This window comes from Brevibacterium sediminis (assembly GCF_013623905.1).
GTDB classification, from domain to species: Bacteria; Actinomycetota; Actinomycetes; order Actinomycetales; family Brevibacteriaceae; genus Brevibacterium; species Brevibacterium sediminis.
The window spans coordinates 647,224-669,144 of record NZ_JABKDD010000001.1 but is presented as its reverse complement, the minus strand read 5'-3'; the positions used below and the strand labels follow the sequence as shown (position 1 = coordinate 669,144).

General features: G+C 63.9%; 22 protein-coding genes. 17 read left to right on the top strand and 5 right to left on the bottom strand.

The annotated features are described in order from the left end of the window. Positions 1-13: 13 nt before the first annotated feature. Positions 14-1,717 carry a 5'-3' exonuclease H3TH domain-containing protein gene (locus HK108_RS03120; RefSeq protein ID WP_229663923.1) on the bottom strand — a complete coding sequence of 568 codons (1,704 nt, stop codon included), beginning with the start codon at positions 1,715-1,717 and terminating at the stop codon, positions 14-16. A gap of 76 nt (positions 1,718-1,793) precedes the next feature. On the opposite strand from HK108_RS03120, the gene HK108_RS03115 reads away from it, so the two are divergent. Both HK108_RS03115 and HK108_RS03110 read left to right on the top strand, forming a co-directional pair. After that, positions 1,794-2,720: an amidohydrolase family protein gene (locus HK108_RS03115; protein WP_181270642.1), complete on the top strand. Its 927-nt coding sequence runs from the start codon at positions 1,794-1,796 to the stop codon at positions 2,718-2,720. Positions 2,721-2,997: 277 nt separating this feature from the next. Beyond that, positions 2,998-3,756 (top strand): polyprenol monophosphomannose synthase, encoded by a 759-nt coding sequence (locus tag HK108_RS03110; protein WP_229663922.1) that lies wholly within the window; start codon positions 2,998-3,000, stop codon positions 3,754-3,756. 127 nt (positions 3,757-3,883) lie between these two features. Here the strand turns inward: HK108_RS03110 and HK108_RS03105 are convergent, their stop codons facing one another. Beyond that, entirely contained in the window at positions 3,884-4,225 is a 342-nt protein-coding gene (locus HK108_RS03105) for an RNA polymerase-binding protein RbpA (protein WP_098731087.1), read from the bottom strand. 111 nt (positions 4,226-4,336) lie between these two features. Beyond that, positions 4,337-5,101 (bottom strand): glycerophosphodiester phosphodiesterase family protein, encoded by a 765-nt coding sequence (locus HK108_RS03100; RefSeq protein ID WP_139467221.1) that lies wholly within the window; start codon positions 5,099-5,101, stop codon positions 4,337-4,339. 56 nt (positions 5,102-5,157) lie between these two features. Between HK108_RS03100 and HK108_RS03095 the strand changes: the two genes are divergently transcribed. Both HK108_RS03095 and HK108_RS19050 read left to right on the top strand, forming a co-directional pair. Further along, positions 5,158-5,481: a hypothetical protein gene (locus tag HK108_RS03095; RefSeq protein ID WP_181270499.1), complete on the top strand. Its 324-nt coding sequence runs from the start codon at positions 5,158-5,160 to the stop codon at positions 5,479-5,481. A 261-nt stretch (positions 5,482-5,742) separates the two neighbouring features. Beyond that, positions 5,743-6,579, top strand: coding sequence for a septal ring lytic transglycosylase RlpA family protein (locus tag HK108_RS19050; protein ID WP_181270498.1), 837 nt, complete (start codon positions 5,743-5,745; stop codon positions 6,577-6,579). Between the two features lie 29 nt (positions 6,580-6,608). Here HK108_RS19050 and HK108_RS03085 read toward each other — a convergent pair whose 3' ends face one another. Beyond that, on the bottom strand, positions 6,609-7,544 hold the full coding sequence (locus tag HK108_RS03085; RefSeq protein WP_181270497.1) for a helix-turn-helix transcriptional regulator: 936 nt from the start codon (positions 7,542-7,544) through the stop codon (positions 6,609-6,611). A gap of 63 nt (positions 7,545-7,607) precedes the next feature. Here HK108_RS03085 and HK108_RS03080 point away from each other — a divergent pair, with 63 nt between their 5' ends. The 9 genes from HK108_RS03080 (at position 7,608) to HK108_RS03040 (ending at position 16,778) form a co-directional block, all read left to right on the top strand. Next, positions 7,608-8,594, top strand: a complete 987-nt coding sequence (locus HK108_RS03080) for an SDR family oxidoreductase (RefSeq protein ID WP_139467219.1) — start codon at positions 7,608-7,610, stop codon at positions 8,592-8,594. A gap of 103 nt (positions 8,595-8,697) precedes the next feature. Further along, positions 8,698-10,056 (top strand): flavin monoamine oxidase family protein, encoded by a 1,359-nt coding sequence (locus HK108_RS03075; protein WP_181270496.1) that lies wholly within the window; start codon positions 8,698-8,700, stop codon positions 10,054-10,056. Between the two features lies 1 nt (position 10,057). After that, positions 10,058-11,581, top strand: coding sequence for an APC family permease (locus HK108_RS03070; protein WP_181270495.1), 1,524 nt, complete (start codon positions 10,058-10,060; stop codon positions 11,579-11,581). After that, on the top strand, positions 11,578-11,985 hold the full coding sequence (locus tag HK108_RS03065; RefSeq protein ID WP_139467216.1) for a helix-turn-helix transcriptional regulator: 408 nt from the start codon (positions 11,578-11,580) through the stop codon (positions 11,983-11,985). The genes HK108_RS03070 and HK108_RS03065 overlap by 4 nt, the downstream gene beginning before the upstream one ends. Positions 11,986-12,004: 19 nt before the next feature. Continuing rightward, positions 12,005-12,415: a VOC family protein gene (locus HK108_RS03060; RefSeq protein ID WP_139467215.1), complete on the top strand. Its 411-nt coding sequence runs from the start codon at positions 12,005-12,007 to the stop codon at positions 12,413-12,415. A gap of 5 nt (positions 12,416-12,420) precedes the next feature. Further along, positions 12,421-14,793, top strand: coding sequence for an ATP-binding cassette domain-containing protein (locus tag HK108_RS03055; protein ID WP_229663921.1), 2,373 nt, complete (start codon positions 12,421-12,423; stop codon positions 14,791-14,793). 170 nt (positions 14,794-14,963) lie between these two features. Next, a complete protein-coding gene (locus HK108_RS03050; protein WP_282433169.1) occupies positions 14,964-15,434 on the top strand; it encodes a transglycosylase family protein in 471 nt (156 codons plus the stop codon). A gap of 351 nt (positions 15,435-15,785) precedes the next feature. After that, entirely contained in the window at positions 15,786-16,211 is a 426-nt protein-coding gene (locus tag HK108_RS03045) for a DUF1801 domain-containing protein (protein ID WP_139467212.1), read from the top strand. A gap of 48 nt (positions 16,212-16,259) precedes the next feature. Next, positions 16,260-16,778 (top strand): hotdog fold domain-containing protein, encoded by a 519-nt coding sequence (locus HK108_RS03040; protein ID WP_218973596.1) that lies wholly within the window; start codon positions 16,260-16,262, stop codon positions 16,776-16,778. A gap of 37 nt (positions 16,779-16,815) precedes the next feature. Here the strand turns inward: HK108_RS03040 and HK108_RS03035 are convergent, their stop codons facing one another. Next, positions 16,816-17,376: a maleylpyruvate isomerase N-terminal domain-containing protein gene (locus HK108_RS03035; protein ID WP_139908024.1), complete on the bottom strand. Its 561-nt coding sequence runs from the start codon at positions 17,374-17,376 to the stop codon at positions 16,816-16,818. A 241-nt stretch (positions 17,377-17,617) separates the two neighbouring features. Here HK108_RS03035 and HK108_RS03030 point away from each other — a divergent pair, with 241 nt between their 5' ends. The 4 genes from HK108_RS03030 (at position 17,618) to HK108_RS03015 (ending at position 21,877) form a co-directional block, all read left to right on the top strand. Next, complete coding sequence (locus HK108_RS03030) at positions 17,618-18,364, top strand: DUF5058 family protein (protein ID WP_139467210.1); 747 nt, start codon at positions 17,618-17,620, stop codon at positions 18,362-18,364. A gap of 9 nt (positions 18,365-18,373) precedes the next feature. Next, on the top strand, positions 18,374-19,111 hold the full coding sequence (locus tag HK108_RS03025) for a hypothetical protein (RefSeq protein WP_139467209.1): 738 nt from the start codon (positions 18,374-18,376) through the stop codon (positions 19,109-19,111). Between the two features lie 94 nt (positions 19,112-19,205). Continuing rightward, positions 19,206-20,447 (top strand): amidohydrolase, encoded by a 1,242-nt coding sequence (locus HK108_RS03020; protein WP_181270494.1) that lies wholly within the window; start codon positions 19,206-19,208, stop codon positions 20,445-20,447. Beyond that, on the top strand, positions 20,444-21,877 hold the full coding sequence (locus tag HK108_RS03015; protein ID WP_139467207.1) for an amidase: 1,434 nt from the start codon (positions 20,444-20,446) through the stop codon (positions 21,875-21,877). The genes HK108_RS03020 and HK108_RS03015 overlap by 4 nt, the downstream gene beginning before the upstream one ends. The last annotated feature ends 44 nt before the right edge of the window (positions 21,878-21,921 follow it).

Genomic DNA, 21,921 nt, shown 5'->3' with positions numbered 1-21,921 from the left:
TCGAGTCTAGCGTTCAGGACATGGGCCACGAACCGTCGACGACGGCCTCGGCGTTGCCCTTCTTCCGCAGCCAGGCCTGCAGTCCTGCCGCCTGTGAGCGCTTCCAATCGGCCTGTGCGGCCATGATCTCATCGTTGCTCATCGCTGAGATTTCCGTCGACTTTTCGGACAATGCTCGGGAAATGTCCAGAGCGGCCAGAGCGTCGGCGGCAGCATCATGGGCGTCGAGGAGTTCGACGCGGTAGGTCTTCGCCGTCTCGATGAGCGTCCGTTTGCCCTTGCGGTAGGGATCGATGTGCTTGTCGACGACGAAGGTGTCGACGATCGTCGGGATGATCGAGGGAAAATCGATGTCCGGGCGGTGGCGGGCCACCTCGGCGGCCATCACACTGAGGTCGTAGACGACGTTGTGTCCCACGACGACGGCGCCCTCTTCTCTCAGTGCGGCGAATTCTGCGCACAGCTCGCTGATGACCTGAGTGGCGGCCGCTCCGTTGGCCTGAGCGAATTCGGTGGTGATGCCGTGGACCGCCCGCGCCGACTCGGGAATCTCGATCCCCGGATCGGCTAGCCACGTGCGCACCTGATCCGCCGAGTCGACAAAGGCGGCGGTGACGATTCGAGCGGTGGCCGGTTCGACTCCGGTGGTCTCGAGGTCGAAGCCGACGAGCCGCGACTGAGCCCACGAACCGTCGGTCCCGTTCCGTACTGTTGACTCAGCTGACACGGCAGACTTGGATGGCAGGGACGCTGTCGCTGTGCTCCCAGGTGCCGCGGAGTGTGCGGAAGCCGCACCGGCGGTCCCCGACACGGATTCGAGAGCACTGGTGAGATTGTCGACGGAGCGGCGGATGTTCTGCCCCTCGGCCGCAGCTTCGACCCCGGCGCGGTCGAAGCTGTTCGGGACGCGGTCGAGGTCGATGCCGTGCTCGACGTCGGTCAGGCAGCGCATGACCTCCAGAGTCTTGTAGAGACTCTCCTCGACCTCGATGATCGTTGCGGCTCGCTTCGGACTGAGCCCGCCGGTCTTCACCCCGGCCTTGGCGGCCTTGACGATCGATTCGAGGGAGCCGAAGTTCTCCAGCAGCGTCGCGGCGGTCTTCTCCCCGATACCGGGTGCTCCGGGAAGCCCGTCGGACGGATCGCCGCGCAGAGCGGCGAGCTCGCGATAGCGGGCGCCGTCGGGCACTCCGTAGGCGGTCGGAAGGTCGGTCTGTGCCAGGGCTTCCCACTCGCCGCCTTTCCGGGGGCGCAGTACGCTGACTTCGGCGGACGAGTCGAGCAGAGCCAACAGATCGCGGTCGGGGGAGACGATGATCACAGGGGTTTTCGACTGGGCAGCCATCGTGGCGATGACGTCATCGGCTTCGGTCCCGGCCACCTCGGCGATGGGAATCCCCGCGGCTGTGAGGACGCGGTTCATGATCGGCAGCTGCACGGCCAGCTCAGGTGGGATCTCCGTGCCGGCTTCTTCGTCCTTGACGCGTGCCGCCTTGTACTCGGGCATGATCGCGGTGCGGAAGGCCGGACGCCAATCCGCGTCCATCGTCGCGATCACACGATCGGTGTCGAACCGGCGCACCATCTGCGCGACGGTGTCGAGCACCCCTCGAACGGCGTTGACCGGGTGACCGTCGGCATTGACGATCGAATCCGGCACCGAATAGAAGGCGCGGTAGTACAGGGCTGGAGTATCGAGCAGAACCAAGGGCTTCACATCAGGTGACGATACCCGACCCTCCTGACACAGGTGTAGCCGCAACGGCCGACGGTGTAGCCTGTCGGCTGTGACTATGTACTTTGGTGGAGATGTTTACAGCAGTGTCGATCCGTTTGCGACGGCGTTGGGATATGAGGACGGGAAGGTCTCGTTCATCGGTTCCGATGAAGCGGCCAAGGCTCTGGACCCGGAGGCGATCGACCTCGGTGAGGGCTTCCTCACCCCGGGATTCGTCCATGCCGGGCTGATCGTGGACGACTCGGCCCCGTCGGCAGCCGACCTGTACGCACAGGGTTTCACCCATGTGCACGCGATCGGCACCGCCGAGGCGGTCGCCCGGTTCGCCGCCGACACTCCTGAGGCACTGTCGATCGTCGACTACCCGCAGCTGGACTCCGGTTCCGTTGGGTCCCGTCGCGCCTCGATCACCGCCGCTGACCTGCTCGGACTCGAGGAGCTGCCGGCACTGAGCCTCTTCATCCTCGTCGCCTCGGACGCCCAGCTCACCGAGGTGCTCGAGACCCTGCGAGCCGATGCCGCTCATGCCCAACGCCACGGGTACCGTCTGCGCCTGGACTTCTCCGTTCCGGACGATCAGGTTCAAGCCCTCGGCCGCAGCGGAATCGCCATCACCCTCGACCCTGCTCGCCCGCAGCCCTTGGCTCAGCTGCTCGCCGCCGGAGCGCAGGTGTCCTTCAGCCATTCCCAGACCTCTCCCTGGGCAGGAGTGCGGGATGCCGTTGTCGGCGACGGAGGAATCGGCGCTCGTGCGGCCTTCAACGCTGCCACCCGCTTCGCCCACCGCGCGGCCGGTAATCCCGAAGGCGGAGTGCTCGCCCCCGGTGCCGATGCCGATTTCGTGCGCTGGAAGGTCGACCGGCTCGTCGTCCAGGTCGCCGACCCGCGCGTCGCAGCCTGGAGCACCGACCCGCGGTCGGGAACGCCTGGGCTGCCCGAACTGTCTCCCGATGTGGCGCTGCCCACCCGGGTGGAACTCTGATCTGAAACCGATGCTTCGGCCTGTCCAGCCGACACGCCGATGGACTGAAAATTCCGGTTTTTCAACTAAGCCTCTGACCTGCAGTTTCAGCCATCAGCCCAGGTCACAGCGATTTTGCAAAGTCTCCGGCGGCCACTAGATTCGACGTGAACATTCCGCTTGACGTGGGATGGAGTCGGCACTCCCGTCAATAGATAACTCGCTGCTGCGGCAGCGTGGTCCGAAGGCGGGGGTGTCGACTCATTGTCTGGGGCGACTTCCGCGTATCGTGGAGTCCGTGCTTTCCAAGATTCTTGTCGTCATCCCCACTTTCAACGAACGTCTCGCCCTCCCCGTGACATTGGCCGGACTGTTCGAACAGCAGCCCGAAGTCGACGTCCTCATCGTCGACGACGGCTCTCCCGATGGAACCGGCGAGTGGGCCGATGAGCAGGCTGAGAAGGACCCCCGCATCAACGTCCTCCACCGCAGCGAGAAGTCAGGGCTCGGAATGGCCTATATCGCTGGATTCGAATGGGCATTGGAACGCGACTACGAGATCATCTGCGAGTTCGATGCTGACGGTTCTCACCGTTCCCTCGACCTGGGGCAGCTGCTCGACGCCGCGGGAGAAGGACGAGGGGACCTCATCATCGGCTCACGGTGGGTGCCCGGCGGCGAGATCGTCGATTGGCCGAAGTCGAGATACTTCCTCTCCCGCGGCGCGAACGTCTACGTCAACGCTGTCATGGGTCTGGGAGTCAAAGATGCGACCGCCGGTTTCCGCGCGTACAACCGCGCTGTGCTCGAGGCACTCGATCTCTCCGGTGTGCAGTCGCAGGGATACTGCTTCCAGATCGACATGACCTACCGCACCGTCGAAGCCGGCTTCCGCGTCGCCGAGGTGCCCATCGTCTTCGTCGAACGCGAGCTCGGTGAATCGAAGATGAGCGGCTCGATCATCTCCGAGGCGTTCACGAAGGTTGCGAGTTGGGGCCTGACCCGCCGCCGCAGTCAGCTGCGCCGCCTGCTGACCCGTTCCACCCCCACCACCTAAATTCCCCCTCTTACTACCTGACGGCGGCCCAGCAACCTCGCGCGAGGTTGCTGGACCGCCGTCAGGTAGCAATAAGGGGTGCAGGTCGGTTGACCTGCACCCCTTGTGTGCTCTTGTTGTGGTTATATCAGCTCTGGGCCGGAACCTCACCGCGACGGATTGCGAGGCGCTCGTCGAGGAGCACCTGGAGTTCGTCGAAGGATCGGCGTTCCAGGAGCATGTCCCAGTGGGAACGCACATGCTTGACGGGCTCGCCATCGGGTTCGTTGACTCCGACGCGGACGCCGATGCCGTGGATTCCCGAATCCCAGGTTGAGGGGACTTCGGCTTCGATGGAGAACGGCACCTTGAAGCGGGTTCCGTCTTCGCATTCGAATTCGACCATCTGGCGGGGTGCCGGCTCGACGCCCTCCTCGGTTTCGAGGCTGCGCGAGCCCAACTGTGTTCCGCGGAGACTGCGTTCGCTCATATCTAAGACCTTCCGACTCGACTGCACACCTTGGACGCAATGTAACAGTCTACCGTGCTCGGATATTCCTCGCCGACCGGGAGTGATCCATTCCTCGACCGGAATCTCGACTCAGCCGCGTCGGCTGGCCAGCACGTCGAGGCCGAGCTCGACATCATCGGTGACGATCCCGTCGACTCCGAGGTCGAGCAGCGACCGCATCGTCGCCTCGTCGTTGATCGTCCAGACGTGGACGAGCAGACCTGACCGGTGAGCCCGGTCGACGAAGTCGGCAGTCACCACAGGGACCCGTCTGAACGACACCGGAACCTGGAGGGCGTCGGCTCCGGGCGGGAGGGGAGCAACCCCGTGGTCGGGAATTCCCGGCAGTCGGCCGAGGGCGAAGAGGGCGGTCTCCGTCGTCCCCGTCGACGTCCGCACACCGGGCAGAGCTATGCGCAGCCGTCGGAGCGTTGCGGAATCGAAGGAAGCGAGGCGGATGCGGTCGGCGGCATGGAAATTGTGAACGAAGCGGATCATCGGGCCGATGCTGTGGGCGGCTTTGACATCGATGTTCCATCGCACGTCCGGCAGTGCTTCCACCAACGTCTCGAGGCGGGGGAGTCGACCGCCCGCGAGGAGTTCGACTCGGTCGAGCTCGGCTGCCGGCAGTTCCCGAATGGTGTGGTCCAGCCCGGCGATGCGATTGAGGTCGGCATCGTGTGCGGCGAAGAGGATTCCGTCGGCGGAGGCGTGGACGTCGGTCTCCATCCACTCGACTCCGGCCGACGCCGCAGCGGCGAAGGCCTCGAGGGTGTTTTCGCTCATCCCCGGCCAGAGGCCGCCTCGGTGCGCGATGATCTCTGGGTCCGCGATGACCTCCCGCTGGGAATTCATGGTCCAATCCTAACCAGGGTGTTGATTTCGCCGAGGCTGTGTTCAAGGATGGAGCCATGAGCTCACACCGCGAACCCATCGAACCCGACGACGTCATCGACGCGACCGCGAAGACCCCGACCGAACGCGCCCGCCGGGCCGCCGGACGCGCTTACAGCGTTGCGAGCAGCGGTGTGAAGAACGTGCGGGAGGCGGCCTCGACCTCCCGCCTCATCGAAGCCACCGAGAATGGGGTCAACCGTGCACTGGGAAGCGTTTCGCACGCGATCGATGATGCTGTGCGCAGCGGCAAGGTCGAACGCGCCTTCGACCGGGCGCAGGAGACCGTGACGACGGGAGCCGAAGGTGTCCGGAAGCTGGTGACACGCAAGTCCCGCTGACCGGGCAGACTCCACCGGCCTGGATCTGCGCAGCTCGCGCACCGCGTTCGAGAGGCGGCGGTTGACCAACTCTCACCGAAGCACTCAGTGAGCAGACTCTCATCCATGTGGCACACCATTTCGGTGTGCCACATTGCTTTTGTAACAGTTCCTTAACTAGAATCTGTGAAGATAACGATCAGATAACTTGGAGTTTCTCCTCGAGCGCACTGCTGCGAGAGGTCTTCCCATTACATCTCCGAGTTGCCGAGACACTCTCTGATGACGACGAGGAACACCACTGTGGGCAGACACTCAGCACCGAGCACCAAGAAGACCGGGTCGATCTTCTCAGCGCTGACGGCGAAGAAGAAGACCGGACGCCACGCACCGACCGACCGCCTGAACACCGCCGGGGGAGTGCTGGCAGCAGTCCGCACCCGTCCGGTGCTCTCCGCCTTCATCGTGCCGACCGCCGCAACGGCAGCCGTCGTCGCTTCGAGCCTTGCAATGGTGCCCAATGATTCTTCCACGGGCGGCCAGGTCGTGGCCGAAGCGCCGGCCGAAGCCCCCGCCGTCGCCGTCTCCGAACCGACCAAGGCCGCGGATGAATTTCTCGCTAAGGCGAAGAAGCAGGCCAAGGAGAAGCCCGCAGAAGTCACGATCGACACCCATATCGAGACACCGAGCCCCGAGCCGTCGAAGACCGCGGACAAGAAGGATGAGGGCTCGACCGGCGGCGGAGAATCCTCTGGCGACGAGGGTTCGTCCGGAGGGTCCGCGGATGAGAACGACGGACCTTCGAACTCCGGCAAGTCGGCCGGCGAATCCGGCAGCTGCCCCATGTCCTACTACGGCGGCGGTGACGGATTCGACGGGAAACAGACCGCAAACGGCGAGATCTTCGATACGAACAAGCTCACCGCGGCCCATAAGACCCTGCCGTTCGGCTCCAAGGTGAAGATCACGAACAGCGCGAACGGAAAGTCCGTGACGGTGCGGGTCAACGACCGAGGCCCCTACCACGGCAATCGGTGCTTCGACCTGTCCAAAGCCGCCATGGAGGCCGTCGGCGGCGTCGGCGCCGGGCAGATCAACGGCAAGTACGAAGTGCAGTGACCCGGGCGGTGAGCTGCTGACTGCTCACGTCACTCATTGAGCTCCGCCGCGGCCCATGCATGATCGTGCAGGTCGCGGCGGAGCTGTTTTGGCGAGAGGACTTCGACCCCGGGCACGGTGACGAGCTGGCTGACGGCCACCCCGGCGGGTTCCATGGGAAGGTCGATCTCGATAGTGTCGCGATCCGTCCGCCCCGAGTCGATGGCGTCCTCGGTGAGTCGGCCCGGAATCGCGCGCTTAAGGTCGTCGATCTGGGCCACGGGCAGCCGCAGTCTCACGAGTATCCGACGAATCGAAGCATCGAATTCAGCCTGCGCCCCCGTCCAGTAGTCCGCGAGGTCGAAAGAAGGCGGGGGAGTGCAGTCGAGGAATCGCAGCTCGGCCGAGCCGATCCGTGAGACTCGATACGTTCGGGGACTGCCTCCCGGCGGCTGCGCCGCGAGATACCAGCGACCAGCCTTGACGACGAGTCCCAGAGGCAGCAGTGTGCGCGATCGCAGATCGTTCCGTCCGCGATATGTGACCTGCAGTCCCCGCTGAGTGCGCAGTGCGGTGACGATGGTGTCGAGCTGCTCGGGATCCTCCTTGGCCATGAACCAATCCGGCCCGTCGACGAGGATGAGCTGCGAGAATGCCGATGACGATTCGGCGAGGACTTTCGCTCGGGCCGTGGCCAACGCGGACGAGAAGCCGAGATCGGCCGCGGCGGGGGAGCCGATGAGGAGGGAGTCGAGTTCGTCCCGGGTCAGACCCGCCACAGGCGAGACCCAGTCGCCGAGGAGGCTGATCCCGCCGCCGGGCCCCGCCTCGGTGATGACGGGCACGCCCATCCGCGACAGCTCACCGAGGTCACGGTAGATCGTCCGCTCGGTGACCTCGAGACGTTGCGCGAGATCGGATGCCGTGATCGGCCGAGAACGCGCACCGAGGATGACGATCTCCGAAACGAGGCGAGCAGCTTTCATAATTCCGAGAATAATGAAGGACACTGACACGAGATGTCAGTGGAAGCCGATGAGACTGTTCCCATGAATACACCGACACCGGAATCAGCTCACGCCGCCGACCCCGACGACTTCGCTCCGTTGTCCCAACGTGCACTGAGCGGCAAGGTCGCCCTCGTCGCCGGGGCCACCCGAGGAGCCGGCCGCGCCATCGCCCGGGACCTCGCACGCGCCGGCGCCTTCGTCCACTGCACCGGCCGATCGACCCACGAGCGTCCCTCCGACTACGCACGCACAGAGACGATCGAAGGCACCGCCGCCCTCATCACCGACGAAGGCGGCCAGGCCGAAGCCCACGTCTGTGATCACCTCGATCCGGCCCGGATCTCACAGGTGATCGGCCAGATCGAAGCCGACCACGGTCGTCTCGACATCCTCGTCAACGACATCGGGGGAGAAGCCTACGTTGAGTGGGGCACACCGTTCTGGGAGACCGAACTCGATACCGAGATGCGCTTGTTCCGGGCGGGTCTGCTCACTCACCTGCACACCGCACATGCCGCCCTGCCCCTGCTCACAAGGAATCCGGGCGGTCTCCACGTCGAGATCACCGACGGCACCGCAGAGTTCAACGCGGGCCATTACCGGGAGAATATCTTCCTCGACCTCACGAAGACGGCTGTGAGCCGTCTGGCCTTCGGGCTCGGCCACGAACTCGCCAAGGTGGAAGCGACTGCGGTCGCCATCACCCCCGGTTGGCTGCGCTCGGAGATGATGCTCGATCACTTCGGCACCACAGAGGATGACTGGATGCGCGACTCGCTCGACGAAACCCGCACCGAACCGCCACGTGATTTTGCGATCTCCGAGACGCCTCATCTGCTCGGTCGTTCCGTTGTCGCACTGGCCGCCGATCCCGACCGGCACAGCTTCAACTCGACGACGCAGGACACCCACGGATTGGCCCTCCACTACGGATTCAATGACCTCGACGGTTCGCGACCCGATTCGTGGAGCTTCATCACCGCCCTCGAGAACGACCCTGCGGCGGATCCTCGCGAGTTCCGCTGACCGCACGGGCGAGTGCGGATTCCGCACTTGCCGAATCCGTCTTGGCACGGGCCCGGGACCTCGTTAGTCTGAAGCCACCCAATCGCTTCAGGAGGAGTTCGCCGTGTCCGCAGAATCCCGTGACGTCGTCATCATCGGAGCAGGCCCATCGGGCCTGAGCGCCGCCCGTCGGCTGCGGAAGGCCGGACGCAGCGTCATCGTTCTCGAGGCCCGTGACCGCGTGGGCGGCCGCACCTGGACCGAGCACATCGACGGGCAGATGTTCGAACTCGGCGGCCAGTGGATCTCCCCGGACCAGACCGCGCTGCTCGCGCTCGTCGACGAACTCGGCAAAGAGACCTACCCGCGGTACCGTGACGGAGACAGCGTCTACATCGCTCCCGACGGAACTCGCACCGTCTACTCGGGAGAGATGTTCCCGGTGGGGGAGTCGACCCAGTCCGAGATGGAACGTCTCATCGGCATCCTCGACGAACTCGCCGCCAGGATCGGTCCGAATTCACCCTGGGATGCTGAAGACGCTGCCGAACTCGACTCGATCTCCTTCCATCACTGGCTGCGTGAGCAGTCCGCGGACGAACTCGCATGCGAGAACATCGGGCTGTTCGTCGCCGGCGGCATGCTGACCAAGCCCGCCACCACCTTCTCAGCACTCCAAGCCATTCTCATGGCCGCCTCGGCGGGATCGTTCACGAATCTCGTCGACGATCACTTCATCCTCGACCGTCGTGTCGTCGGCGGAATGCAGTCGGTTTCGGTGCAGATGGCCGAGGAACTCGGTGAGGACATCGTCCGTCTGCAGCAGCCGGTCCGTCGGATCGAATGGTCGGAGACCGGCGTCAGCGTTTCCACCGACGAACTGACAGTCAGCGCAGGCCAGGCGATCGTCGCCGTGCCGCCGAACCTCTACTCGCGCATCAGCTATGACCCACCTCTGCCGAGGCTTCAGCAGATCTTCCACCAGCACCAGTCGATGGGGCTCGTCATCAAGGTCCACGCCACCTACGACACCCCGTTCTGGCGCGAAGACGGTCTGTGCGGAACCGGTTTCGGCGCCTCCCGTCTTGTCCAAGAGGTCTACGACAACACGAACCACGGTGAAGAGCAGGGTACTCTCGTCGGCTTCATCTCCGATGTCAACGCCGATGCCATGTGGGCCCTGGACGAAGAGTCCCGCCGGACGAAGATCCTCGAAGCCCTCGCCGAGTTCCTCGGCCCGAAGGCACTCGACCCCCGGGTGTTCTACCTCTCCGACTTCGGCGCGGAGGAATGGACCCGCGGAGCCTATGCGACCAGTTATGACCTTGGGGGTCTGCACCGGTGGGGTCCGTTCCAGAACGACCCGGTCGGGCCCATCCACTTCGCCAGCTCCGATATCGCTGCCGAAGGCTACCAGCACGTCGACGGAGCGGTGCGCATCGGCACCGCCACCGCCGAGAGGATCCTCGGCGAGAAGTCCTGAGATGAGCAGCACACAGCCGTCACCGTCGACGAACACGAGCGGACTGAGCTCGAAGGGACTCTCCGCCGGCAAAATCGGAGCCATCGGGGGAGCCGTCATCGGCATCTCCTGCATCGCTCCGGCCTATACGCTGACCTCGGGACTGGGTCCGACGATCTCCGAGGTCGGGGTGCACACCCCGGCCGTGCTGCTCATCGGCTTCGTGCCGATGCTGCTCGTCGTCTTCGGCTACCGGGAACTGAACACCGCGATGCCGGATTCGGGCACCACGTTCACGTGGGCGACCAGAGCGTTCGGACCCTGGCTGGGCTGGATGGGCGGCTGGGGACTCGTCGCCGCCACCGTCCTTGTGCTGTCCAACCTCGCGGCCGTTGCCGTCGACTTCCTCTTCCTCCTCCTGTCCCAGGTGTTCTCCGATCCGTACATCGCCGAACTCACTCGAGTGTTGTGGATCAACATCCCCGTGACGATCATCCTCACCGCCGCTGCGGCCTGGGTGTCGTATCGGGGAGTCGAAGCCACCGAGAAGCTGCAGGTGTGGCTGGTTGCCTTCCAGGTGCTGGCGCTGGGCTGGTTCGTCGTCGCCGCGATTGTGCAGGCTTCCAATGGCACCTCCTACGATCCGACCCCGGTGTCTCTCGACTGGTTCAATCCGCTGTCTGCTGGCGACTTCTCCACCGTCGCTGCGGCCGTATCGCTGTCGATCTTCCTGTTCTGGGGCTGGGACACGGTGATCACGATGAATGAGGAAGCGAAGGATCCGGAGAAGACTCCGGGTCGCGCGGCGATGCTCACGATCATCGCGATCGTCATCATCTACATCGCCTGTACGATAGCCGTCATCTCCTTCGCAGGGGTCGGCACCGAAGGGCTGGGTGCGGGCAACCCCGATAACCAGGAATCGATCTTTGCCTCACTCGCCGGCCCGGTCATGGGGCCCTTCGCTGTGCTCGTGTCCATTGCGGTGCTCTCATCTTCCCTGTCCTCGCTGCAGGCGACGATGGTCTCGCCCTCGCGGACGATCCTGGCAATGGGCCACTACGGGGCGCTTCCGGAGAAGTACGGTCGGGTCTCTCCCCGCTACAAATCCCCATCGGTCGCCACCGTCACCTCGGCGGGGGCCGCGATCATCTTCTATGTCGTCATGCGCCTGCTCTCGGAGAACGCTCTGTGGGACACGATCACTGCGCTGGGACTCATGGTCTGCTTCTACTACGGCATCACGGGTCTGGCCTGCATCTGGTATTTCCGACGCAGCCTCTTCGCCTCGACCCGCACATTCTTCTACCGGTTCCTGTTCCCGCTCATCGGGGGCGTGACCCTGCTGGTCATCTTCGTCACCACCGCAATCGACTCGCTCGACCCCGACTACGGTTCGGGATCCTCGGTCTTCGGCGTCGGACTCGTCTTCGTCCTCGGCATTGGGGTGCTGGCCCTGGGCGTGGTCATCATGATCATCCAATCCGTCCGCCATCCCGACTTCTTCCGCGGCCGCACCCTGAAGCAGGGAGTCGACGAGGGGTGAACGAACAGCTGGTGGCTCTGCGCCGGGTCCGGGACCGCATCGACCGCGAGTTCGACCAGCCCTTGAGCGTGGAGGCCCTCGCCACAGGCGTGCACATGTCCGCCGGGCACCTCAGCCGCCAGTTCAGAGCGGCTTTCGGCGAGTCGCCGTATTCGTATCTCATGACGCGCAGGATCGAACGGGCCATGGCCCTCATCCGCCGCGGCGATCTCACGATCACCGAGATCTGCTTCACCGTCGGCTTCTCGTCCCTGGGCACCTTCAGCACTCGCTTCAGCGAACTCGTCGGACTCTCACCGACCCGTTACCGCGACGGGGTCGCCGCAGGCGAGCATCGGCTGCCGACGATCGTGGTGAAGAATGCACTGCGACCGGTCAGGAATCGAGAAGTCCCACCGAGCTGAGCAGTCTACGATTGCTGACATGGACATCTCGATCAACGCCAGCTTCCTGCCGCACACCGATGCGGAAGAATCCCTGACCTTCTACCGTGACATCCTCGGCTTCGAGCTGCGCCTCGACGTCGGTGCCGGACGCATGCGCTGGCTGACGGTGGGACCGGTCGGCCAACCCGACACATCGATCGTGCTCACCCCGCCCGTGACCGACCCGACGATCAGCGACACCGAACGGGAGACCATCGAAAGACTCATCGCCAAAGGCAGCTATGCCGCGATCGTGCTCGCGACACCGAACGTCGATGAGGCCTTCGCCGAGGTGGAGGCCAAGGGCGCCGACATCGTGCAGGAGCCGATGGACCAGCCCTATGGTCTGCGAGACTGCGCCCTGCGGGACCCCGCCGGGAACATGATCCGCATCCAGCAGAGAGACTGACACCAGTGCACAGTGCAGACAGCCACGACCTCATCCGAGTCAGCGGAGCCAGGGAGAACAACCTCAAGAACGTCAGCGTCGAGATCCCCAAGCGCCGTCTCACGGTCTTCACCGGCGTGTCCGGCTCCGGAAAGAGCTCACTCGTCTTCCACACCATCGCCGCCGAGTCCCAGCGGATGATCAACGAGACCTACTCCGCCTTCGTCCAAGGCTTCATGCCGGCGATGGCCCGACCCGAGGTCGACGTCCTCGAGGGACTGACGACGGCCATCATCGTCGACCAGGAGCGGATCGGGGCGAACCCGCGCTCCACGGTGGGCACGGTCTCTGACATCAATGCGAAGCTGCGCACCCTCTTCGCGCGTCTGGCAGAACCGAACCTCGGATCGACGAACGCGTATTCCTTCAACGTCGCCACCCTGAGCGGCAAGGGCGCGGTGACCATCGACAAGGGCGAGGGCAAACAGGTCGAACGGAAGGCATTCTCCGTCAACGGCGGCATGTGCCCGCACTGCGAGGGCATGGGCACAGCTACGGACATCTCCATCGCCGAGGTGGTCGATGAGTCGAAATCCCTCAATGACGGGGCCATCACCGTTCCCGGGTACAAACCCGGCGGCTGGTCGGTGCGCATGTTCTCCGAATCCGGGTACTTCGATCCGGACAAACCGGTCGCCGATTTCGATGAGAAGGAGCGGCACTATCTGCTCTATGCCGAAGGCGAGAAGGTCAGGATCAATGGCACCAACATCACCTTCGACGGGCTGATCCCGCGGATCCAACGGTCGTTCCTGTCCAAGGACCGGGACTCGATGCAGAAGCACATCCGCGAATTCGTCGACCGTGCCGTCGTCTTCACCACCTGCCCCGAATGCGCAGGGACACGGCTCAACGGAGCCGCCCGGTCCTCGCTGGTCGCCGGCAAATCGATCGCCGATGTCTGCGCTCTGCAGATCTCGGACATCACGGGTTGGTTGGACCAGATCAAGCCGGGAGCCGCCTCGGCGCTGCTCGATTCCCTGCGTGCGGATGTGCGCGCCTTCAACGACATCGGCCTCGGTTATCTGTCCTTGGACAGATCAGCCGGATCGCTGTCCGGGGGAGAGGCGCAGCGGATCAAACTGGTCCGCCACCTCGGGTCCTCGCTCACGGACGTCACCTACGTCTTCGACGAACCGACGATCGGCCTGCACCCACACGACATCCGATCGATGAACGAACTCCTGCTGGCGCTGCGGGACAAAGGCAACACGGTGCTCGTCGTCGAACACAAACCCGAGACGATCCTCATCGCCGATCACATCGTCGATCTCGGTCCCGGAGCCGGCAGCAACGGGGGAGAGGTCACCTTCACCGGCACCGTCGACGGTCTCCGGGCATCCGATACGCTCACCGGTCGCCACCTCGGATACACGGCGTCGCTCAAGGAAAAGGTGCGGGAGCCGGCGGGAGCTCTCGAGATCCGCGACGCCGGGTCGCACAATCTGCGAGATGTCGATGTCGACGTGCCCCTCGGCGTGCTCACCGTCGTCACCGGCGTCGCAGGGTCAGGTAAGAGCAGCCTCATCGAGGGATCCCTGCGTGGACGTGATGGGGTCGTGATGATCGATCAGGCGCCGATCAAGGGATCCCGGCGCAGCAACCCAGCCACGTATACAGGGATGCTCGAGCCCATTCGGAAGGCATTCGCGAAGGCCAATGGGGTCAAGCCCGCTCTCTTCAGCGCGAACTCCGAAGGTGCCTGTCCCGTCTGCAACGGGGCCGGAATCATCTATTCGGATATGGCGCTCATGGGCGGCGTGTCCGCACCCTGTGACGAGTGCGAGGGCAAAGGTTTCCAAGCCGAGGTGCTCGAGTTCGCCTTGGGCGGACTGAATATCCGTGAGGTCCTCGACCTGCCCGTTGACGCGGCGATCGAGCATTTCGGTGCGGGGGAGTCGCGTATCCCTGTGGTCGTGAAGATTCTGAAGATCCTCGCCGAGGTGGGACTCGGCTATGTCAGCCTCGGTCAGCCGCTGACGACTCTGTCCGGGGGAGAGCGGCAGAGATTGAAGTTGGCGGTCCATCTGTCGGCGAAGGCCGCTGATGCCGCGCAGGTGATCATCCTCGACGAACCGACGACCGGTCTGCACTTGGCCGATGTCGAGAATCTGCTCCAGCTCCTCGACGGGCTCGTCGATTCGGGGCGGACCGTCATCGTCATCGAACACCATCAGGCCTTGATGGCTCACGCCGATCACATCATCGACCTGGGGCCCGGCGCCGGACATGACGGAGGGTCGATCGTCTTCGAAGGCAGCCCGACTGAGCTGGTCGCAGGGGCGAAGGCGAACGGATCGCTGACCGCGGAGCATCTGGCACAGTACGTGAATTCCTGACCGGGGGAGCCGCTGCTCTTCAGGCCTCACTCAGGTTCCGCGGAGGCGATTCGGATGCTGAATTCACGGTCTCGGGTTCAAATGCGGCAGTTGATTCGTTACGGTGTATAACGGCTCGGTAACGACCGGGTTACAGAACCGAAATGCAGTCGTACTTTGGAGAAGACACAGTGAACCTCTACAGCACAAGCCTCCGCAAGGTCGCCCTGCTCGTCGGCGCCGGCGCTGTCGCAGCCGCCGGGCTGACCGGAATGAGCGCAGGGCAGCCGGCCCAGGCATCTGAGAAGGGCGTCTGGGACAAGGTCGCCGAATGCGAATCCGGCGGAGACTGGCACATCAACACCGGCAACGGATACTACGGCGGACTGCAGTTCTCCAAGCAGACCTGGAACGGCTTCGGCGGTTCGGGCACTGCGGATGAGCACAGCAAGAAGGAACAGATCCGGATTGCTCAGAAGGTCCTCAAGGAGCAGGGGCCGGGCGCATGGCCGACCTGCGGTGAGAAAGCCGGACTGACGAAGTCCAATGGCGCTGCCGACGACGGAGGCGGCAAGAAGGACGATGGCGGCAAGAAGGACGACGGTGGCTCTGACGACAGCGGCAAGGTCGGCCTCGGCGGCAACGTCACCGTCGGCAGCTGAGACCACACGATGATCTGACGATCAACGATCTCCAGGCATGAACTCGTACGCAGCGATCGTGATCATGGAATGGCCGTGAGTGACCCATGCGTCGCTCACGGCCATTTCTGTCGGTGAGGGTCGTCGCTGCGCATTGTGCTTTCGTGTCGGGAGCGTCATTCGTGAGTTTCGAAGCTCCTCTCCGTCTTCGGATAGAACGCCGATAATATACATTATGTTAAGTAAAGATTGAGAGCCGAGCCGCTTCCCCGTGGTTTCGCCTATAGAGTTGATGCTGACGATCGATGGCCGCAGATGTGTTCTGCAATCTGATGGTCCAGGTCTTCTGCTGAGTTCTGACTGGGAGGCGAAATGGCGACGAAGCAACCAGCAATGCGACCGACAGGCGAACCCGTCGATGACGTGCTCGACCGTGCAGGCGGTCCCAGGCGCGCCGAGGCTGATCGCCTGCGCGAGATCCTCACAGAGATCTCCGGCGAAGAGCCCGTTGTCTGGGCCTCACGCATCATCGGATTCGGCGAGGTCGAGTATCGCTACGAATCAGGACATGGCGGCACGATGCCGGTTCTCGCGTACTCCCCTGCCTCGCGTCAGCATACGATCTATCTCACGAGCGACTATGAGGACCGTTGGCCCGACCTTGCCTCCAGGCTCGGCAAGTACCGCAGCGGCACGTCGTGCCTGTATCTCACGCGCTTGAATGATGCCGACGAATCGGTGCTGCGTGAACTCCTCAAGCGCACTCGTGACCACACGCTCGCCGAATGGTCCGACTGATAGCATGTGTACTGAACAGTAACTCAGATCACAGTGAAGGGCGCCTCCATGACCGCAGACACCACAGCCGTGCAGACCGCCGAATCTGCACCCACCTTCAAGCTCTGGAAGAAGATGCAGGAGATGCCTCTGGGCGGCCTCGTCGGTTCATGGCTGTTCTCTCAGGGCATCTGCTTCAAGGCACCCTATTTCCGTACTGTGCGCCCACAGATCAAAGAGCTGCGACCCGGGCTGTGCCGCGTCACTGCGCCCAACCGCCGTGGAATGCACAACCATATCGGCACCTATCACGCAATCGCGTCGTGCAATATGGCCGAAGTCGCCGCCGGTGTCATGACGGAAGCGACCGTGCCGCCCACTCACCGCTGGATCCCAGCGGGAATGACCGTGGAATACAACGCCAAGGCCAGCAAAGGGGCGGTCATGGCAGTCACCCGGCTTGAAGAGATCCCCGAATTCGGCGACGAGAAGTTCGACCTGATCGTCCCTGTGGATGTCCTCGACGCGAATGGCATCGCCTTCGTCACCGCACGCATCACCATGTACATCTCACCGAAGAAGCGCTGAAGCACCGCGGATCCACCAGGTCACCGCCTGGAACCCTTTACCGGCCCGACAGCAGCAACACGCGCTGAGCGTGCGTGACTCCCCCGCCGATCGGGCGTGGCGGCCTGTACCCGCCCTCAGGCCCTAAGTCGATGATGAGATCGCCGAGCTCGGTTGAGATGAACTCGGCAAGGCTCTCATCGATCGGCCAGTCATGTCCGGTGCCGCGTGAGAGATCAGCGGCATGGAGTGCGAGCTCGAGAATGCGCATCTGCACCAGCTGCGCTCCCGGGATGCTGCCGATCCGGTGAGCGACGGGCGCGTGGAGGTCGCATTCGTACACCAGCGCCCTGAACGACCTCTCGTGAGTCCAGAAGGAATCGAGCATGTCCTCTCCGAGGTGATCGGCTCCCCTGGTGGCTTCGACTTCCTCCGTGCTCGCCTGCTGCAGCAGCTTCGTGTAGCGGACTCCCCCGCCGATCAGGTGATTGATGAGCTCCGCATTCGACCATTCCGCCGCCCCGCTCGTCCGGTTCAGATCGGAGGTGCGGACTCGACGGAGGGCTGTGACCCAACATGCTTCTGCCTGATCGAGCTGAGTGGTCGTGACTTCATCCATGCCCTCAGCCTAAGTCCGGATGCCTGGGACCGTACCGACGATCTCGGGTGGTGTCGTTCCGCAAGGCGGGAAGGGCATCAGAAATCGCTCCGCTGAATCTCGAGTGTTGAGAACTTCTGGTCAAACCATGGTCCTGACCGTTCGGTCAGTATAAGTTGTTCCTGCGCGCTGCGTGATGGTATACCAATGTGGATCGCCGTCCTGCGCCCCTGCAACTCGACAATGAAGTGAGGAGCTGACCATGACCGTGGCCAGCGGTTCGGCCGACTACATCGGCCTCGCAAACGCACCGATTCTCTGGATACTCGCGATGGCGGTGATGGGTGTCGTCGTCGTTCAATCGCTCATCTACATGACCGCGGTGAAGAAGAACGCCGAGTCCGCGGGTATGAGCCAACAGGAAGTCCGTTCGGCCTTCCGCGCCGGCGGTGTCGCCGCCATCGGGCCATCGCTGTCGGTGGTCCTCGTCGCCATCGCTCTGCTGCCTCTGTTCGGCACTCCCCCGGTCATCGTCCGCGTCGGACTCATCGGGTCCGCCGCCACCGAGGTCGCATCTGCGTCCCTGGCGGCAGGCACCATGGGTGCCAACCTCGGTGATGAGACCTTCACTCGCGGCGTGTTTATCGTCGCCCTCATGGCGATGAGCCTCTCGGGCGCCGGCTGGATGATCTCCACCCTCATCCTCACCCCGATCTTCAAACGCAGCTCTCACAAGCTCGAGAAGGTCAATCCCGCACTCATGTCGATCATCCCGGGTGCGGCACTGCTCGCGGCCTTCGCGGCGCTGACCTTCCGTGAGCTGCCGAAGTCACCGACCCATGTCATCGCCGTCATCGTCTCGGCAGTGGTGATGAGCATCTGCCTGCTGCTCGCCAAGACGCTCAAACAGAACTGGCTGAAGGAATGGGGATTGGGAATCTCCCTGCTCATCGGCCTCGTCGCCGCCTACTTCGCCCACTATGCCGGTCTCGGCATGCCCGAAGCCTGAGGAGAGACCATGTCATCGATCATCACATCACCCTCGCACGCGGCATTCGAGCGCACCACCAGCCGGTGGGGCTCGATCACGCTGTTCATCGGATTCCTCATCGCCACCTCGGTGCCGTTCTATCTTCTGTTCGTCGCCGACGCGAACATCGATCTCGGAGAGATCCTCAAGGGATTCCTCGCCGTGTTCGCCGTCTACGGAGTCTTCTACATCGTCGAACCTCTCACCTATTTCCCGATCCTCGGACCCGCCGGGATGTACCAGGCCTTCATGATCGGCAACGTCGCGAACAAGCTGCTGCCCTCGGCGATCGTCGCCCAGGACACGATCGGGGCGAAGCCCGGCACCCGCAAGGGAGAATACGCGGCGACGATGGCCATCTGCGGAGCCGCGATCATCCACGTCGCCTCGATGGTCATCTTCGTCGGCATCCTCGGCACCTGGCTCGTCTCCCTCATTCCCGAGCCGGTGACCCTCGTCGCGAAGCTCTACATCCTCCCGGCGATCCTCGGCGGTGTCACCGTCCAGCTCATCGCTTCTCTCAAGCAGCTGAAATCGACGCTCATCGCCCTCGGCATGGCGGCGCTGGTCATCCTCGTCCTCGTCAGACTGGTTCCCGTGCTCGCGCCCGGCGACGTCGCCATCGTCGTGTTCCTGACCATCCTCATCACATGGTTCACCCGCAACAAGGCGGTCACGGACAAAAGACCCGACAGCGACGGCACCGACACCGTCGGCATCAACTGAGGGCTGACAACGTTCGGTGCTCGTCTGCCGAGACCGACCCCCGCATCCGACAATTCCTGCCAAGATGGCACCAGACCTCTGCTGAAAGGACATCATGTCACTCAACTCCGCCCTCCGCGCGTCGATCAGTGCCGATCTTGACCAGACGATCGCCGACTACAAGCACTTCCACCGCACTCCCGAGCTGTCCATGCAGGAGACGAACACCGCCGCGGAGATCGCCTCCCGGCTCCAGGCCCTCGGACTGAAGACACACACCTTCGGCAGAACCGGAGTCGTCGCCGTGATCGAGAACGGCGACGGCCCGGTCATCGGCTACCGTGCCGACATCGACGGACTGCCGATCAGCGAGGACACCGGACTCGACTATGCCTCCACGGCGGACGGCACTCTTCCCGACGGCGAGACGACGAAGGTCATGCACGGCTGCGGCCACGACACTCACATCACAGTCGGCCTCTACCTCGCCAAGCACCTCGTCGCACACAGGGACCTGTGGTCGGGAACAGTCGTCATGCTCTTCCAGCCCGGTGAGGAAACCGGCCAAGGTGCGCGCGCCATGCTCGATGACGGGCTCTGGGATGAGATCGTGCGCCCCGAGGTCATCTTCGGTCAGCACGTGTGGCCCGGTGCCGCCGGTCACCTCTACGTCAGCAGCGGCACCGCCATGGCGATGTCCGACTGCCTGCGCGTGACCGTCAAGGGCAAGCAGGCACACGGATCCCAGCCGGAGAACGCGATCGACCCGATCGTCCTCGGCGCCTATATGATCACCCGCCTTCAGTCGGTCGTGTCACGCGAGATCTCCGGCCGCGACATGTCGGTCGTCACCGTCGGCACCTTCCACGGCGGACTCAAAGAGAACATCATCCCCGACTCCGCCGAATTCAAACTCAATATCCGCACCTTCACCGAGGAGGTCCGCGCGGTCGTCCTCGACCGGGTCCGCCGCATCATCGAAGCCGAGGCTCTTGCCTCCGGAGCTCCGGAACCCGAGATCGAAGAGATGTATCGGTTCCCGCGGTGCTACAACGACCCCGAGGAGACCGAGTCGTTCCTCACCCATGTCGGAGCCGAACTCGGCACCGAACAGGTCCACCTGTCCGAGCCCGCCACCGGCAGCGAGGATGTCGGAGCGTTCGGCGATGACATCGGCGTCCCATACGTGTACTGGTTCTTCGGCGGCTACTCCCCCGAGAAGTTCGCCGATGGTCAGACCCCGCCCGGGAATCACTCTCCGTTCTTCGCTCCCGACGATGTCGAGACCACTCTCGAGACGGGCATCAGAGCCGCGTTGTCCGCGGTGCTGAGCAAGGTCGGAAAGGACCGCGCATGAGCGAGGAGGTGCTGTGGTGGTCGACCCGTGAGCTGGCCGGCCGAATCGCCGCCAAAGAAGTCTCTGCTCGGGAGGCTCTGCAGGCCCATCTCGACCGCATCGATGAGGTCAACCCTGCTCTCAACGCCGTCGTCACACGAGACGACGAAGCTGCCTTCGCTCAAGCTGATGCCGCAGACGCAGCAACCGCCCGCGGTGAGAGCTTCGGTGCCCTGCACGGAGTGCCGATGACGCATAAGGACACCCACGACACGGCAGGTATGCGCACGACCTGGGGTTCACCGCTCATGGCCGATCGCGTGCCCGAAGCGGATGCGCTCATCATCGCCCGGCTCAAAGCCGCCGGCGTCACGACGACAGGCAAGACGAACGTGCCCGAGTTCGCCGCCGGCTCCCACACCTACAATGAGGTGTTCGGCACAACCGTGAACCCCTACGACCGGACGAAATCGGCATCGGGATCCTCCGGCGGTGTGGGGGCGGTGCTCGCGGCCGGGATCCAGGCGTCAGGCGACGGATCAGATATGGGCGGATCACTGCGGTCGCCCGCATCGTTCAACAACGTCGTCGGTCTGCGACCGAGCAACGGCCGTATCCCCCACGTTCGACCGGGCAACCCCTTCGCGTGGCTGTCCCAGAGCGGATTCATGGCACGCACGGTCTCCGACGTGGCGCTGCTCATGTCGGTGGCTTCGGGGCCACATCCTTCGGCGCCGGAATCGATCCTGGAATCGGGCAGTGTCTTCGACCTCCCGGAGTTCGCACTCGACGCCGACCGCTCCCCCGACCTCGCCGGACTGCGGGTCGGCTTCAACCCCGACCTGGACGGACTGCTTCCGGTCGAATCCGAGGTGCAGGAGATCGTCGCTTCCGCCGCGCCGGTGTTCGGCAGCCTCGGCGCGCATGTGGACGAAGAGATCCCGGATCTCACGGACGCCGACGAGGTATTCAACGTCCGCCGCGCCCTCGACTTCGTGGGCTCCTGGGGCGGTCTGTATGAGGCGCACCCGGACAGAATCAAGGAATCGGTCCGGTGGAACATCCGCATGGGCCTCGACCTCACCGGTGCCGAGGTGGCTTCGGCCGAATCAGCACGCACCCGCCTGCACGCGGAAGTCGACAGCTATTTCGCCGGCCATGACGTCCTCGTGCTCACCACGTGCCAGGTCCTGCCGTTCGATGCGGACATCGAGTATCCCAGGCAGATCAACGGGGTACAGCTGGAGAACTATCTCGATTGGATGCGGGCACTGTGCCTCATCTCGGCGACGGGCTGCCCAGCCATCTCGGTACCCGCCGGCTTCTCGGCTTCCGGCCTGCCGGTGGGTGTCCAGATCGTGGCGAAGCCGGGGGCGGACGTCGAGCTGCTGCGAGTCGCTCATGCCTTCGAATCCGCCACTGGACATCACCTCAGACGGCCGGACCTCTGATCGGCATTCTGCGCAGGACGCGGCGTCGGTCGAGGCAGGTATGG

Coding starts and splice junctions, on each gene's coding strand:
- HK108_RS03115 (WP_181270642.1), top strand. CDS start 1,794: ATGTACTTTGGTGGAGATGTTTACAGCAGTGTCGATCCGTTTGCGACG.
- HK108_RS03105 (WP_098731087.1), bottom strand. CDS start 4,225: ATGAGCGAACGCAGTCTCCGCGGAACACAGTTGGGCTCGCGCAGCCTC.
- HK108_RS03100 (WP_139467221.1), bottom strand. CDS start 5,101: ATGAATTCCCAGCGGGAGGTCATCGCGGACCCAGAGATCATCGCGCAC.
- HK108_RS03095 (WP_181270499.1), top strand. CDS start 5,158: ATGAGCTCACACCGCGAACCCATCGAACCCGACGACGTCATCGACGCG.
- HK108_RS19050 (WP_181270498.1), top strand. CDS start 5,743: ATGACGACGAGGAACACCACTGTGGGCAGACACTCAGCACCGAGCACC.
- HK108_RS03085 (WP_181270497.1), bottom strand. CDS start 7,544: ATGAAAGCTGCTCGCCTCGTTTCGGAGATCGTCATCCTCGGTGCGCGT.
- HK108_RS03080 (WP_139467219.1), top strand. CDS start 7,608: ATGAATACACCGACACCGGAATCAGCTCACGCCGCCGACCCCGACGAC.
- HK108_RS03070 (WP_181270495.1), top strand. CDS start 10,058: ATGAGCAGCACACAGCCGTCACCGTCGACGAACACGAGCGGACTGAGC.
- HK108_RS03060 (WP_139467215.1), top strand. CDS start 12,005: ATGGACATCTCGATCAACGCCAGCTTCCTGCCGCACACCGATGCGGAA.
- HK108_RS03045 (WP_139467212.1), top strand. CDS start 15,786: ATGGCGACGAAGCAACCAGCAATGCGACCGACAGGCGAACCCGTCGAT.
- HK108_RS03040 (WP_218973596.1), top strand. CDS start 16,260: ATGACCGCAGACACCACAGCCGTGCAGACCGCCGAATCTGCACCCACC.
- HK108_RS03035 (WP_139908024.1), bottom strand. CDS start 17,376: ATGGATGAAGTCACGACCACTCAGCTCGATCAGGCAGAAGCATGTTGG.
- HK108_RS03030 (WP_139467210.1), top strand. CDS start 17,618: ATGACCGTGGCCAGCGGTTCGGCCGACTACATCGGCCTCGCAAACGCA.
- HK108_RS03025 (WP_139467209.1), top strand. CDS start 18,374: ATGTCATCGATCATCACATCACCCTCGCACGCGGCATTCGAGCGCACC.
- HK108_RS03020 (WP_181270494.1), top strand. CDS start 19,206: ATGTCACTCAACTCCGCCCTCCGCGCGTCGATCAGTGCCGATCTTGAC.
- HK108_RS03015 (WP_139467207.1), top strand. CDS start 20,444: ATGAGCGAGGAGGTGCTGTGGTGGTCGACCCGTGAGCTGGCCGGCCGA.